The sequence below is a fragment of the Pseudomonas rosaeacicularis genome (assembly GCF_057128745.1).
Window position 1 is genome coordinate 51939 of sequence record NZ_JBSKHT010000020.1, and the last position, 13949, is coordinate 65887.

The 13949-nt window shown below is 59.7% G+C and carries 12 protein-coding genes; 6 read left to right on the forward strand and 6 right to left on the reverse strand.

From position 1 onward, the window contains the following. Window positions 1–4: 4 nt before the first annotated feature. From ACWKWM_RS24010 to ACWKWM_RS24025, 4 genes are all read right to left on the reverse strand, one after another. Window positions 5–931 (reverse strand): LysR family transcriptional regulator, encoded by a 927-nt coding sequence (locus tag ACWKWM_RS24010; RefSeq protein ID WP_483848538.1) that lies wholly within the window; start codon window positions 929–931, stop codon window positions 5–7. Window positions 932–1171: 240 nt separating this feature from the next. Then, window positions 1172–1924, reverse strand: coding sequence for a maleate cis-trans isomerase family protein (locus ACWKWM_RS24015; protein ID WP_483848539.1), 753 nt, complete (start codon window positions 1922–1924; stop codon window positions 1172–1174). A gap of 135 nt (window positions 1925–2059) precedes the next feature. Continuing rightward, complete coding sequence (locus ACWKWM_RS24020) at window positions 2060–3460, reverse strand: MFS transporter (protein WP_483848540.1); 1401 nt, start codon at window positions 3458–3460, stop codon at window positions 2060–2062. A gap of 264 nt (window positions 3461–3724) precedes the next feature. After that, entirely contained in the window at window positions 3725–4624 is a 900-nt protein-coding gene (locus ACWKWM_RS24025) for a LysR family transcriptional regulator (protein ID WP_483848580.1), read from the reverse strand. Between the two features lie 181 nt (window positions 4625–4805). On the opposite strand from ACWKWM_RS24025, the gene ACWKWM_RS24030 reads away from it, so the two are divergent. Beyond that, a complete protein-coding gene (locus ACWKWM_RS24030; protein WP_483848541.1) occupies window positions 4806–5987 on the forward strand; it encodes a fumarylacetoacetate hydrolase family protein in 1182 nt (393 codons plus the stop codon). A 12-nt stretch (window positions 5988–5999) separates the two neighbouring features. Here ACWKWM_RS24030 and ACWKWM_RS24035 read toward each other — a convergent pair whose 3' ends face one another. Beyond that, on the reverse strand, window positions 6000–7052 hold the full coding sequence (locus ACWKWM_RS24035) for a LacI family DNA-binding transcriptional regulator (RefSeq protein ID WP_483848542.1): 1053 nt from the start codon (window positions 7050–7052) through the stop codon (window positions 6000–6002). A gap of 188 nt (window positions 7053–7240) precedes the next feature. On the opposite strand from ACWKWM_RS24035, the gene ACWKWM_RS24040 reads away from it, so the two are divergent. Both ACWKWM_RS24040 and ACWKWM_RS24045 read left to right on the forward strand, forming a co-directional pair. Beyond that, window positions 7241–9025, forward strand: coding sequence for an IlvD/Edd family dehydratase (locus ACWKWM_RS24040; protein WP_483848543.1), 1785 nt, complete (start codon window positions 7241–7243; stop codon window positions 9023–9025). A 421-nt stretch (window positions 9026–9446) separates the two neighbouring features. Then, window positions 9447–10295, forward strand: coding sequence for an oxidoreductase (locus ACWKWM_RS24045; protein WP_483848544.1), 849 nt, complete (start codon window positions 9447–9449; stop codon window positions 10293–10295). Between the two features lie 121 nt (window positions 10296–10416). On the opposite strand, the gene ACWKWM_RS24050 is transcribed toward ACWKWM_RS24045, so the two are convergent. Then, entirely contained in the window at window positions 10417–11322 is a 906-nt protein-coding gene (locus tag ACWKWM_RS24050) for a LysR family transcriptional regulator (protein WP_483848545.1), read from the reverse strand. Between the two features lie 138 nt (window positions 11323–11460). Here ACWKWM_RS24050 and ACWKWM_RS24055 point away from each other — a divergent pair, with 138 nt between their 5' ends. The 3 genes from ACWKWM_RS24055 (at window position 11461) to ispA (ending at window position 13831) form a co-directional block, all read left to right on the forward strand. Then, window positions 11461–12468, forward strand: coding sequence for a zinc-binding alcohol dehydrogenase family protein (locus ACWKWM_RS24055; RefSeq protein ID WP_483848546.1), 1008 nt, complete (start codon window positions 11461–11463; stop codon window positions 12466–12468). A 236-nt stretch (window positions 12469–12704) separates the two neighbouring features. After that, window positions 12705–12947: an exodeoxyribonuclease VII small subunit gene (locus tag ACWKWM_RS24060; RefSeq protein WP_062384761.1), complete on the forward strand. Its 243-nt coding sequence runs from the start codon at window positions 12705–12707 to the stop codon at window positions 12945–12947. Continuing rightward, window positions 12944–13831, forward strand: coding sequence for a (2E,6E)-farnesyl diphosphate synthase (gene ispA / locus ACWKWM_RS24065; RefSeq protein WP_483848547.1), 888 nt, complete (start codon window positions 12944–12946; stop codon window positions 13829–13831). Before ACWKWM_RS24060 ends, ispA begins: the two co-directional genes overlap by 4 nt. The last annotated feature ends 118 nt before the right edge of the window (window positions 13832–13949 follow it).

The window sequence follows — 13949 nt, forward strand, 5'->3', positions numbered from 1 at the left end:
GCTCCTACAGAGCGGGGGACGCCAAAAGGTGATCCACAAACAACGCCGCCGCCGTCGACAACCCTTCACGGGACCGCACGCACAACGTCAACTCCCGGCTGGCCCAGTCCTCATCCAGTGCAACCACCCGAGCACCATCCATTTTGTAAATGTCGGCGCTGCCTTGGGGCATGATGCCGATGCCAACTCCTGCTTGAACCATCAGACACAGGGCGTCGTAACTCGACACTTCCATGCGGATTTTCAGTGAGCGACCGAGGTCGTTGGCGGCTTTGATCAGCTGGAAATTCAGGTGCGTGCCGCTTCTGAGTGCGACGAATTCATGGTCCAGGGCGTCGCTGAACTTGATGCTTTCCCGGTCAGCCAAGGGGTGGCCGTTAGGTACGAGCAATACCAATCGGTCTGTGCGAAACGGGAATACTTCAATGTAAGCGCCATGGGGCAAGCGGGTGAAGATGCCGACATCGGCAAGGTTTTCAGCGACGGCCTTGGTGATGCCCAGACTCCGCTGCTCTTCAAGCACGATGTTGATCAGCGGGTACACATCCATGAATGATTTGATCAGGCCAGGCATGAACTGCGTGACGGCGGAAATGTTCGCCAGCACATGCACCGAGCCGCGACGCCCGTGGGAGTAATCGCGCATCTGCACGACGATTTCGTTGAGGTTGTTCAGCGCACTGCGAGCCATGAACAGCAATGACAGGCCGGCGTCGGTGGCGGTGATGCCTTTGTTGGTGCGGTTCAGCAGCTGCGCGTCGAGCAGTTCTTCGAGCTCACTGAGCCGCTTGCTCACCGCCGCTGCCGCAATGTGCTCGCGCTTGGCGGCGGCCGCGATGGTGCCTTCTTCGATGACGCTGACGAACAGGCGCAATGAGACGGGGTCGAGCTTCATAGGAATACCGGACGGGCTGGCGTGAATGGCCGCCATATTACCTCGGCTTCTGTAGGCGCGCGCTTGCCCGCGACAGCAGTGCGTCAGACAACAGATTTATTGCAGATATACCGCAATCGCGGGCAAGCGCGCTCCTACACGTCGCCCACGCACCTGCGCGCGACACACATCATGTAGGAGCTGACGAGCAGCGCGAGGCTGCGATCGCGATCTGTCTGACACACCGCATCGCCGCCTCGCATTGCTCGTCAGCTCCTACAAAGAAGTGCGTTCAGTTCAGTATTTACCCGACAGAAGATGCCCGGCGTTTGGCACTTTGGCTTCGAGGCCCAGAGTCTTGAGGATCTGGTAAACGGTCGCGACCGACGCCGACAACACCGGTTTGTCGAGGCGATCCTGTACGACCTGGATCGCAGGCAAAGACGGCATCTGCACACAGCACGACAACACAACGCCATCAGCCTGTCCGATGTTCAATCGATCGGCGTGGGCCACCAGATCCATCGGGTCCAGACGACCGACGGCCAGGTTGTCGGACACTTCCAGGCTGATCGAATCCACCACCTCGATTCCCGCCGCTTCGATGTAGTCGATGACCTGTTGCGTCAGCGGCTTCATGTACGGGGTGATGATCGAGACTTTTTTGTAGTTCATCAGGTTCAGGCTGTCGATCAATGCGCCCGCCGAGCTGAGTACCGGCGTCGGCGCCTGGTTGTCCTGCACGGTTTTGCTCAGACGGTCCTGAGACACTTTGTGGTAACCGGCCCCCTGACACATGATCGCCACCAGACAGGCGTAGGCCATGACATCCACCCGCGCGTCGCTCAATTCAAGCGCGCAACGGTCGCTGTCGATGTCCATTTTCTTCAGTTCTTCGGGGCTGACTTTCATCATGCGCATGCGCGAAGAGTGGAAGGTGAAACGCTCTTCCGGGAACAACGAGTAACGCGAGGTCAGCATCGCCGGGATTTCGGTTTCCATCGTGGTGTTGGAGCTGGGAACGATTTGGCCGATTCGAAAGTTTTTCATGTTCAGTCCTCTCACTTAAGTCGAACGAAGATCATCTGCGACCGAGGTTAAGCGTGAGGACTAGAGCCGTATATCAGGCATTGGCGAGGCTGCCATCGCGTACGGCGATGGCAGTCTCAAAGGCGTTGTAATGAGTTATCCCCGAGAAAGCGCAGCGTCGGACGCCGAAGTGTGGGTGTCGTCCTCGACCTTATCGCCGGTTACCAACATTGCTCGGGGTATCGACAGAATCAACGTGCCACTGACGAATAAACAGGCGCCAAGGACGTATGTCCCATTGTTGATGTTGCCGGTCAGGTTCTCGGCCACTGCCGTGATCATCGAGCCAGTAAAACCTGACAGATTGCCAATGGCGTTGATCATGCCAATCCCCGCTGCGGCCGCGACGCCCGACAGCACTGAGCCTGGCAGCGTCCAGTAGATCGGCATCAGGCTGAGCACACCGGAGGCCGAGACGCTGAGGAAGATAATCGACAGCACGACGCTGTTGGCGAAATAGGCACTGAGGATCAGCCCCACCCCACCAATGAAGGCGGGGATGGCCGCGTGCAAACGGCGCTCGCCGGTCTTGTTGGAGTGACGGGCGTTGAGCGTCATGGCGATAATGGCAATGCCGTAGGGAATGGCGGTCAGCAGGCCAATGTCCAGCGGGTTGGAAACCCCGGCGCTTTTGATGATCGAAGGCATCCAGAATGCCAAGCCGTAAAAGCCGGTGTTGAACGTCAGAAGAATCAGCACCAGCAGCCAGACACGACCATTTAAGAACACCTCACGCAGGCTCGTCGCCTTGCCTTTGTTGTCGGTTTGCAAGTTGGCCTTGAGCATTGCCCTCTCAGCCGGTGACAACCATTTGGCCTTATCGATATTGTCGGCCAGCAGGCAAATCACCACCACCGCCATGACCACTGACGGGATGCCCTCCACGATCAGCATCCACTGCCAGCCTGCCATGCCGTGTACGCCTTGCATCTTGGTCATCAGCCAGCCGGACAAAACGCCGCCCAGCGTCAGACTGATCGGCATGGCCATCAGAAAACCCGACATAACCCGGCTTTGACGGCGAGTTGGAAACCAGTAGTTGAGGTACAGAATCACACCGGGGAAGAAACCCGCCTCGCAGATCCCGAGCAAGAACCGCAGGATGTAGAACATGGTTTCCGACTGGACGTGGAAGACACCTGCCAGCGGCACGGTGAAGGCCACGGCAATCGATACCACGGCCCAACTGAGCATGATGCGGGCGATCCAGAAGCGCGCGCCGAAGCGATGCAGCAACAGGTTGCTCGGAACCTCAAACAAGAAATAACCCCAGAAGAACACGCTCGCGCCAAGGGCGTAGACGGTGTTGCTAAAGCCCAGGTCGTTGAGCATGTCGAGCTTGGCAAAACCGATGTTCACGCGGTCCAGATAGGCCGCCATGTAACACAGCAGCAGGACGGGAAGGATGCGCAGGATGACTTTGCGATAGGTCCGGTTTTCAAAACCGGGGTCGCCCGCACCCGTGACACCGGGTTGGCGCTGGGAAACAGTTTGCATGTGAGATCCCTAGGCACTGTGGGTGCCTGATTGTTTTTATTGGGAGTAAAACAGTGTGGCGTGACTAGCTATGTTACCGGTAACAATCCGGTTAATCCAGAGCCGGTGGGGACTTGCTCGATGACATGTTTCGATTGAATGATAACGGTGCGTTATCAGGGTGAAAGTAAGCGTCACATCCTGGCTGTCACGGGAAAGTGCCTGCCCGACGGCGTCGTCAGGTGATAAGTCTGCCGCTGGTATGCCGCATTCCCCGTCTACTTGCTACAGTGATTTCGCGTCGCGCTCCAGCCGTGCATTCTTAAAAAGGATCTCGGCAAACTCCAACGCCGCACCGAGCAATGGCTCGCCCTTGCGCGTGAGGATGCCGTAGTCCTGGGGGGCAAGTTTCAACGAGGTATTGAGGATCTTCAGCAGACCGCTCTCCAGATGCGGCCCGACCATCGATTCCGGCAACATAGCGACCATCGGTCCCGACTGCAGGACCTGTAGAAAAGTCTGCATCGAAATCGTATCAACGGTGTTCTTGGGCGTGGCAATGCCCGCTTTGGCAAACGCCTGTTCCATTCGCGCACGGATGGGCGTGCCAATCGGGTACATGATCCACGGCCATTTACCCAGTTCTTCCAGCGGTGTTTCGTCTTGCTGCGTCAGCGGGTGCCGGCTGTTGACCACCATGCAGAACGGTTCTGGCGCCAGCGCACGGAAGTCATAGATCTGCTGTTGGTTTTCATGGGTGAAACGGGCGACGGCGAGGTCGAGCTTTTTGTCCTCAAGCATTTCCATCAGGTGGTCGCTGGTCTGCTCCACCACCTCAATCGACAGCAGCGGCCAGCGCTGCTTGATCTGCACAATGGCGTCCGGAAGCACCACGGCTGTTGCCGCAAAAATCGCCCCGACCCTCAAAAAACCATGACCACCTTCGCGCAGGCTGCTGATTTGATCGACGAACTTACTCGCGTCATTCAGGGCGATCTGCGCGTAGCGCAGCACATGTTCGCCCAAAGCTGTGGGCGGCATATTACGCGGCAGCCGCTCGAACAAATCAAAGCCCAGCTGTTTCTCTATCTCTCGAAGCATCTTGCTCACGGCGGGCTGGCTGAGGTTCATGTGCTGCGCGGCGAGGTGCATGTTGCGGGTGCGTGCCAGCGTGTCGATCAGCATCAGATGCTTGTACTTAAGCCAGTTGCACAGGTGCGGCAAGGAGATATCGGACACGAAGATGACCTCAGCAAGCGATAACCCAGTGTTATCGATAATTGAGCAGATGTCATTGGAGTTTATCGGGTCCGGTCATTAGCGTGAAACTTTCCATAACAAGAATTTCAGCTCAAGGACTTAGCCCATGCCCCTCCAACTGACTCCTGAAAACTCCCTGCCTGCCGACGGTTTGAGTGGCACGCTGATTGGTCGCGCCTGGGTGCCGGGCATTGTCGCCGGGCCTTCTGCGGTGGTGCTGCGCGCCGACGGCGTGTTCGACGTATCCGAGCGTTTCGCCACCTTGAGTGAGCTGCTCGAGACCGAGTCACCCTTGCAGGCCGTGCGCCAGATCCAGGGCACATTGATCGGCAGCGTCGAAGACCTGCTGGCGAATTCCGGCACTTATCCGGACCTCAACAAACCCTTTCTGCTGGCCCCCGCCGATTTGCAAGTGATCAAGGCCGCCGGCGTTACCTTCGCGGCCAGCATGATCGAGCGCGTGATCGAGGAGCAGGCAGCCGGCGATCCGGCGAAAGCCGAAAGCGTGCGCGCGATTGTGCACGCGGCAATTGGCGACAACCTGCGCAGCATCAAGCCGGGCTCCGAACAGGCGACCAAGCTCAAGGCGCTGTTGATCGAACAAGGGATGTGGTCGCAATACCTGGAAGTTGGCATCGGGCCGGACGCCGAGATTTTCACCAAAGCGCCGGTACTGGCCGCCGTTGGCACCGGCAGTGAAATCGGTATTCACCCCAAATCCGAATGGAACAACCCTGAGCCTGAAGTGGTGCTGGCGGTCAACAGCCGCGGACAGATTCACGGCGCAACCCTGGGCAACGACGTCAACCTGCGGGACTTTGAAGGTCGCAGCGCACTGCTGTTGAGCAAAGCCAAGGACAACAACGCGTCATGCGCCATCGGCCCGTTTATTCGCCTGTTCGACGAGACGTTCAGCATGGATGATGTGCGCAATTGCGTGGTCGAGCTGCAGGTCAAAGGCGAAGACGGCTACGTGATGAAGGGCTCAAGCTCGATGTCACAAATCAGCCGCGACCCGGAAGACCTGGCCGCCCAGACGCTGAACGAAAACCACCAGTACCCGGACGGTTTTCTGTTGTATCTGGGCACTCTGTTCGCGCCCACCGAAGACCGCGATAACGTCGGAGGCGGCTTCACCCACAAACTGGGCGATCAGGTGAGCATCAGCAGCCCCCTGCTTGGCAGTCTGCACAATCAGGTGACCCACAGCAGCAAGGCCAAGCCGTGGACCTTTGGCGTCGGCGCGCTGGTGCGCAACCTCGCGGCGCGGAATCTGTTGTCGCGTTGAAAGCTGACTCAATCAGGTGCTTTCGCGAGCAAGCACCTGATAACCGACGGCAATGCTTTCTTTTGGTCGATCAGTCCTCGAGCGCAGCGCATCGGCGCTGGCGATCAGCAGCTCTCCGGCGCGCCGACCAATGCCGTAAGGATCGACCGCGACAGTGCTGATTGTGGGGTTGCAATAGCGCGACACTTCAAAATCGCCGAAGCCAGCCACTGCGATGTCCTGCGGCACGCGAAGGCCCTGACGATGACACTGCATGATCGCCCCGAACGCTGACAGATCGCTCACGCACATCACCGCGTCCGTGTCTGGCCACTTTTCCAGCAACCTGCGCACCGACTCGCCGCCATGACTCATGGTGATTGGCGAGTCGCCGTATTCGATCATGCGCGGCTCGCCCAGGACCAGTTCGGCGACGGCTTGAAGATAACCCCTCTGCCGCTGCTGACCTCGATGATCCAGCGGGGAGGCGCCGCCGATGTAGCCGATGCGTCGATAACCGCGCTGGTGCAAATGCGCCACCATCGCCGCGGCAGCTTGCGCGTTGGAAAACCCCACTGCCTGATCAATGGGCTGCTCAGGCAGGTCCCAGGTTTCCACAACCGGCACTTGCGCCTGATGCAGCAGCTTGCGCGTGATGTCCAGGTGCGCGGCGCCAGTGAGCATTACACCCAATGGGCGGTGGCGCAGCAGCGTGCGCACCAGCAGCGCTTCCTGTTCGAGGTGGTAATCGGTATCGCCAAGCAACAGGCACAAGCCTTTCTCGCGCACGACATCGTTGAGCCCGCGCACAGTGTCAGCAAAGTTGGAGCTGACCAGCGAGGGCACCAGCGCAACGATGAATTCCGAACGGCCGCTGGACAGCGTGCCCGCCGACGCATCCGGCAGATATCCGAGGCTGTCGATGGCGGCCATCACGCTGTCGCGGGTTTTGTCGGAGACCTCGCGACCGGCGAGCACTCGGGAGACTGTCATCTTCGACACGCCCGCAAGTTTCGCCACGTCAGCCATGCGCGGTGCGGCGATACGCTGCTCGGGAATGCTGCTGCCGGGGACGTCCAGACTCATTGAGTGCCTTCTAAGGAGAGATAAAGCGCTCGCGATTATACATGGCGCCAACCCTGCCGGCGGCGGGATACAGCACAGCTGAAAACACAACAAAGCGGTTTACAAAATGAATTTGCACGAGCAATGTTACCGGTAACAAATATAAATAAGCAGCCTCTAGGGCTGCTAATACTCAAGAGACCTGAGCCATGACCGACCTTCCAAAACGCCGCCTGCGCAGCCAGAACTGGTTCGACGACCCCGAACACGCCGACATGACCGCGCTCTACGTCGAGCGCTACATGAATTACGGTCTGACCCGCGAAGAATTGCAGTCCGGCAGGCCTATCATCGGCATCGCGCAAACCGGCAGCGACCTTGCGCCGTGCAATCGTCATCACCTGGAATTGGCCAAGCGCGTCAGGGAAGGGATTCGTGACGCGGGCGGGATTCCCATGGAGTTTCCCGTGCACCCTATGGCCGAGCAGACTCGCCGCCCTACTGCCGCGCTGGATCGCAATCTGGCGTATCTGGGCCTGGTGGAAATCATGCACGGCTACCCCCTCGACGGCGTGGTGCTGACCACCGGTTGCGACAAAACCACTCCGGCCTGTCTGATGGCGGCGGCGACCACGGACTTGCCGTCGATCGTCTTGTCGGGCGGGCCGATGCTCGACGGTCGGCACAAGGGCGAACTGATTGGCTCAGGCACGGTGTTGTGGCATGCGCGCAACCTGATGGCAGCCGGCGAGATCAACTACGAAGGCTTCATGGAAATGACCACTGCCGCGTCGCCATCGGTGGGCCACTGCAACACCATGGGCACTGCGCTTTCGATGAACGCGCTGGCCGAAGCGCTGGGCATGTCGCTGCCCGGTTGCGCGAGCATCCCGGCGCCGTATCGCGAGCGCGGGCAGATGGCCTATATCACCGGCAAACGCATTTGCGACATGGTCCACGAAGACATGCGCCCGTCGCAGATCATGACCCGCGAATCCTTCGAGAACGCCATTGCCGTGGCCTCGGCTCTGGGCGCTTCAAGTAACTGTCCGCCGCACCTGATCGCCATCGCCCGGCACATGGGCATTGAGTTGAGCCTGGACGATTGGCAACGGATCGGCGAAGACGTGCCGCTGCTGGTGAATTGCATGCCCGCTGGCAAATACCTGGGCGAAGGTTTTCACCGCGCAGGCGGCGTGCCGGCTGTCATGCATGAATTGCAAAAGGCCGGGAAGCTGCACGAAGGCTGCGCGTCGGTTTCCGGCAAGACCATTGGTGAGATCGTGCGCACTGCTGTGGCGAGCGATGCTGATGTGATTCGTCCGTACGAAGATCCGCTCAAGCACCGCGCGGGCTTTATCGTGCTCAGCGGCAACTTTTTCGACAGCGCGATCATGAAGATGTCGGTGGTCGGCGAGGCGTTTCGCAAAACCTATCTGTCGGAGCCTGGCAACGAGAACAGCTTCGACGCGCGGGCGATTGTGTTCGAAGGGCCGGAGGACTATCACGCCCGCATCAACGACCCGTCACTGGAGATCGACGAGCGCTGCATTCTGGTGATTCGTGGCGCAGGCACCGTGGGCTATCCGGGCAGCGCCGAGGTGGTGAACATGGCCCCGCCCGCCGAGCTGATCAAGCGCGGCATCGATTCGCTGCCGTGCCTTGGGGATGGCCGACAAAGCGGGACCTCGGCCAGCCCGTCGATTCTTAATATGTCTCCGGAAGCGGCGGTCGGTGGGGGCTTGGCGCTGCTGAAAACCAACGACCGACTGCGCGTGGACTTGAACAATCGCAGCGTGAACGTGCTGGTGTCGGACGAGGAAATGGCCGAGCGGCGGGCGAGCTTCGTACCGAGCATGCCGCCTTCGCAAACGCCGTGGCAGGAGTTGTATCGGCAACTGGTGGGGCAGTTATCCACAGGCGGCTGCCTTGAACCGGCGACGCTGCATCTGCGGGTGATTGCCAGAAGCGGCGAGCCAAGGCATTCCCATTGATCGGGGTTGCGCACGCGTGCGGCAGTCCCATTGATCGGGATTGGAGCACGCGTGCGGCGTTCTGATTTGCCCGTGGCCCTGCCGAGGTATCAGGCAGATGCACAACCCGTGGGAGCGGACCTGTCCGCGAATGGATCTGTGAATCCACTGCATCTGTATCGCCCGAACTCCCCTATTCGCGAACAGGTTCGCCCACATTGGATCTGAGGCGTTGCTGATTTTTCGATCCAAGACAGAACCTGTAGACGCGAACTTGTTCGCGAGGCGGCCTGTCTGGCAACACGTAAATCGGCTCGCCAACAAGTTGGCTCCTACAGGACCGCGCGTCATCCCACGCCAATGGCACCCTGCGCAGATCAGGCTGTCGCATCCAAAGCAGCATCACCCTCTGGAACTCACTTCTGAATGAGGAAATCCCGGCATGACTTCATCGACGCAAAAACCTGTCTGGTTCATCACGGGCTGCTCCACCGGCTTTGGCCGAGAGCTGGCCTTGCACACGCTGAGCCTGGGCTATCCGACAGTCGTCACCGCGCGTAATCCGCAGCAGGTCGAGGACATCGTCAAAGGCCACGAAGGCAACGCACTGGTGCTCAAACTCGACGTCACCGACAGCGAGCAAGTAAACGCCGCCGTGAAAGCCACGACCGAGCGTTTCGGCCAGATCGACGTGCTGGTCAATAACGCTGGCGTTGGCTATTTCGGCGCGTTCGAGGAAAGCGACATCAGCGAAGTGCGGCAGATGTTCGAAATCAACGTCTGGGGCCTGACAGAGATGACCCGCGCCGTTCTGCCGGGTATGCGCGAGCGCCGCGCCGGCACCGTGGTGAATATCTCGTCGGTGGGCGGGCTCGTGGCGTTTCCGTCGCTGAGCTTTTACAACGCCTCCAAGTTCGCCGTGGAAGCGCTGTCTGAATCGCTGTCCCAGGAAGTCGAGCCCTTGGGCATCAAAGTATTGCTGGTCGAGCCGGGACCGTTTCGCACGGACTGGGCGGGACGCTCTGCCAATCAGGCGAGCAACACGATTGCCGATTATCAGGAAACGTCCGGCAAGCGCACCGAAGCCACACGCAGCTATAGCGGCAACCAGCCGGGCGATCCGAAGCGCGCGGCGGTGGCCATCGTCGATACCGTGAACGCGGACAACCCGCCATTGCGCCTGTTGCTGGGCAAGATTGCGGTCGGCGTCGCGCAGAACAAGCTGAAAACCCTGAGCACCAATTTCGACGAATGGGCCAAAGTCAGCGAGAGTGCGGATTTCCCTGAGTAACGGGCAATCCCTGTAAACGCGCAATTTCTGTAGGAGCGAACTTGTTCGCGAGGCGGCGTGCCTGAAACAAGGCGTTAAGCGCTCGCCAACAAGTTGGCTCCTACAGAGGTTCTGCAGGCATTTAAATCAACTTCGGCAACCCGGCTTGCATCTCGGCAAACCGGCTGCGCAATAACGAATGCAACTGCTGAATCGCTGGAGAAAACTGCTTGCGGTGCGGGGACACCAGATTCAGCGGCGTGGGTTCGCCTGGATAATCGGGCATCAGCACTTCCAGCCGCCCTGTGCGCACGTCCTCGCTGACATCCAGCCAGGATTTATAGGTGATCCCCTCCCCCGCAACCGCCCAACGCCGGGCCACGTCGGCGTCATCGCTGAACAGCGGTCCCGTGACTGTCAGCACCTGAGAACCGATCCGCCATTTGTCATGAATCCGCCCGCTCAAGGTGTAGAGCAGGCAGTCGTGACGTAGCAGATCTTCTGGCGTTTGTGGACGACCGCGACGTCCGAGGTAATCCGGGGAGGCCACCAACACCCGCCTGTTCCAGGGCGCGAGGGGCAACGCGATGTAGTGGGCGTCCTCGATCACACCGTAGCGAATGGCAACGTCCACGGGATCGCGAAACATGTCTGCCACTTGATCGGACAGAAAGAACCGCATCGTCAGCGCCGGGTGCTGCCGCCGAAATTCCGACAGCCACGGCAGCAGGATATTGCGCCCAAGATCCGAAGGCGCAGCCACTTGCAGAACGCCACGCAATTCGGCGCTCTCCCGGCGCAATTTCTCCCGGCCATCTTTCAGCGCATCGAGCACCGTTTGCGCGGTCGGCAGATATTGCTCGCCCTCAAGCGTCAGGCGCAGGCTGCGCGTCGAACGCGCAAACAGTCGAATATCCAGCTCGCGCTCCAAACGCTTGATGGCCGCCGCCACTTGTCCCGGCAGCAGGTCCACCTCCCGCGCGGCATTGGAAAAGCTGCCCAGCGCTGCCGTGCGCACAAACAGATTGAGGTCGTCGACGCGGATCATTTTCACTCCAACTGTGAAAGTGTTCGCGCATTCTGCCGGTTTTTCTTTTCCGCAGCGAAGGTGAAGATGGCGTCACTGATTTGAATGAATGTCCGTTGCGGACGTTCGAACGTTCTTTCGCCTTGAAAAGGAAGCCTCATGAAAGCCATCGCCTTTACTCAACACGGCCTGCCCATCGAAGACCCTAACGCCCTGATAGACATGGACCTGCCCAAGCCAACCCCCGGCGCCCGTGATCTATTGGTGGAAGTACGGGCCATTTCCGTAAACCCCGTGGACACCAAAATCCGCGCGGGCTCTGCCGCCACCGAGCCGAAAGTCGTGGGTTGGGATGCCGTCGGTACCGTCCGTGAGGTAGGCAGTGACGTGACGCTGTTTCAGCCTGGCGATGAAGTGTTTTACGCAGGTTCCATCATTCGCCCCGGCAGCTACAGCGAATTTCATTTGGTGGACGAACGTATTGTCGGGCACAAGCCCAAATCGATTGATGCCGCCAATGCCGCGGCCCTGCCGTTGACGTCGATCACCGCCTGGGAGTTGCTGTTTGATCGATTGGGCGTGCAGGAAGGGGGCGGTGAAGGTGACAGCCTGCTGATCGTCGGTGCCGCTGGCGGTGTCGGCTCGATCCTCGTGCAGCTGGCGCGTCAGTTGACCAAGATGACGGTGATCGGCACCGCTTCCCGCGCTGAGACCAGCGACTGGATCAAGCAGTTGGGCGCGCATCACGTGATTGATCACAGCAAGCCGCTGGTTGAGCAACTGGAGCAGATCGGCGTTGGCCAGGTTAGCCACGTCGCCAGCCTGACGCACACCGACAGCCATTTTGCGCAGCTGATCGAAACCCTGCGCCCCCAAGGCAAACTGGCGCTGATCGATGATCCGAAAACCCTCGACGTGATGCCGATGAAGCGCAAGGCGCTGTCGCTGCACTGGGAGCTGATGTTCACCCGCTCGCTGTTCGAAACGCCGGACATGATCAAGCAGCACGAACTGCTTAACCGCGTCGCCGACCTGATCGACCAAGGCGTGCTGAAGACAACGCTGGGCGAGCATTTCGGCACCATCAACGCGGCCAATCTGCGTCGTGCTCATGCGGTGATTGAAAGCCATCAGGCCAAAGGCAAGATCGTGCTTGAAGGATTCTGATATTTAGAACACCAACGCAGATACCTGTAGGAGCGTGGCTTGTCCCGCGATTGCGTTATGCCTGCGATAAATCTATCGTCTGACACACCGTAATCGCGGGACAAGCCACGCTCCTACAAGGATGTGCCACGGTCCCGCGACCGTTCCCGGCCATGCCCGATCGGCGCCGTTCATTTGCCCCAATGCCCCCGCTCTGCTAGTGTCGCGCCCGTTTAACGTCTCCCGGAATAGCCGCCATGGCCCGCAAGAAAGCTGCATTGGATTTCGAACAGTCTCTGACCGATTTGCAAACGCTGGTTGAGCGTCTGGAAAACGGCGAGCTGTCACTGGAAGATTCGTTGACCGCGTTCGAACAAGGCATCCGCCTGACCCGCGAATGCCAAAGTGCCCTCGCTCAAGCCGAGCAAAAGGTTCAGGTGCTGCTGGAGCGCGATGGCGAACTGGCCGAGGAACCCTTCGACGCAGAACAGCCCGAATGATTTCCGACTATCAGGCCCTCAGTCAGGCGCGCGTCAACGCGGCGCTGGACAGTCTGTTTGTCGCGCCAAGCCCTGATCTCACCCGCCTCTATCAAGCCATGCGCTACAGCGTGATGAATGGCGGCAAGCGCGTGCGTCCGCTGTTGGTTTACGCAGCATGCGAAGCCTTGGGCGGTAACGCGGACGAGGCTAACGGCGCAGCGTGCGCGGTTGAGTTGATTCACGCCTATTCGCTGGTGCACGACGATCTGCCGGCCATGGACGATGACGATTTGCGCCGCGGCCAGCCCACGACTCACAAAGCCTTCGACGAAGCTTGCGCGATTCTGGCCGGTGATGGCCTGCAAAGTCTGGCCTTCAGCGTGCTGACCGATCCGCGCCTCACGCCTCAGGCCGCCGAGACGCGTCTGAACATGGTTAGTGCCTTGGCTCAAGCCGCCGGGCCCGCGGGCATGGTGGGCGGTCAGGCGATCGACCTGGGTTCTGTAGGCCTCAAGCTTGACCAGACTGCGCTGGCGTTCATGCATCGGCACAAGACCGGCGCGCTGATCGAAGCCAGTGTCAGGCTCGGCGCTTTGGCGAGCGGCAATGCCAGTCAGGTTCAGCTCGATGCGCTGCAAATCTACGCGCGCGCCATCGGTCTGGCATTTCAGGTGCAAGACGACATTCTCGATGTCGAGAGTGACACCGCCACCCTGGGCAAACGCCAGGGCGCCGACATTGCCCGCGATAAGCCGACCTACCCGGCGCTGCTGGGGCTGGAAGAGGCAAAACATTACGCCCTCGAGCTGCGTAATCAGGCGCTGACTGCGCTGCACCCGTTCAATTCGGCTGCCGAGCCGCTGCGGGCGCTGGCGCGGTACATCGTCGAACGCCGTAGCTGATTCAACCTCACCCCTGTAGGAGCGAACTTGTTCGCGAAGCAATATCTCGAACGATACGTCTCTATCGTCGGATGACCCACTTCGCCAACAAGTTGGCTCCTACAGACGCCGAAACCAA

Bases quoted from the DNA above. Each gene is read 5' to 3' on its own strand.
- ACWKWM_RS24010 (WP_483848538.1), bottom strand. From the start codon at position 931: ATGGCGGCCATTCACGCCAGCCCGTCCGGTATTCCTATGAAGCTCGAC.
- ACWKWM_RS24015 (WP_483848539.1), bottom strand. From the start codon at position 1,924: ATGAAAAACTTTCGAATCGGCCAAATCGTTCCCAGCTCCAACACCACG.
- ACWKWM_RS24020 (WP_483848540.1), bottom strand. From the start codon at position 3,460: ATGCAAACTGTTTCCCAGCGCCAACCCGGTGTCACGGGTGCGGGCGAC.
- ACWKWM_RS24025 (WP_483848580.1), bottom strand. From the start codon at position 4,624: ATGCTGATCGACACGCTGGCACGCACCCGCAACATGCACCTCGCCGCG.
- ACWKWM_RS24030 (WP_483848541.1), top strand. From the start codon at position 4,806: ATGCCCCTCCAACTGACTCCTGAAAACTCCCTGCCTGCCGACGGTTTG.
- ACWKWM_RS24035 (WP_483848542.1), bottom strand. From the start codon at position 7,052: ATGAGTCTGGACGTCCCCGGCAGCAGCATTCCCGAGCAGCGTATCGCC.
- ACWKWM_RS24040 (WP_483848543.1), top strand. From the start codon at position 7,241: ATGACCGACCTTCCAAAACGCCGCCTGCGCAGCCAGAACTGGTTCGAC.
- ACWKWM_RS24045 (WP_483848544.1), top strand. From the start codon at position 9,447: ATGACTTCATCGACGCAAAAACCTGTCTGGTTCATCACGGGCTGCTCC.
- ACWKWM_RS24050 (WP_483848545.1), bottom strand. From the start codon at position 11,322: ATGATCCGCGTCGACGACCTCAATCTGTTTGTGCGCACGGCAGCGCTG.
- ACWKWM_RS24055 (WP_483848546.1), top strand. From the start codon at position 11,461: ATGAAAGCCATCGCCTTTACTCAACACGGCCTGCCCATCGAAGACCCT.
- ACWKWM_RS24060 (WP_062384761.1), top strand. From the start codon at position 12,705: ATGGCCCGCAAGAAAGCTGCATTGGATTTCGAACAGTCTCTGACCGAT.
- ispA (WP_483848547.1), top strand. From the start codon at position 12,944: ATGATTTCCGACTATCAGGCCCTCAGTCAGGCGCGCGTCAACGCGGCG.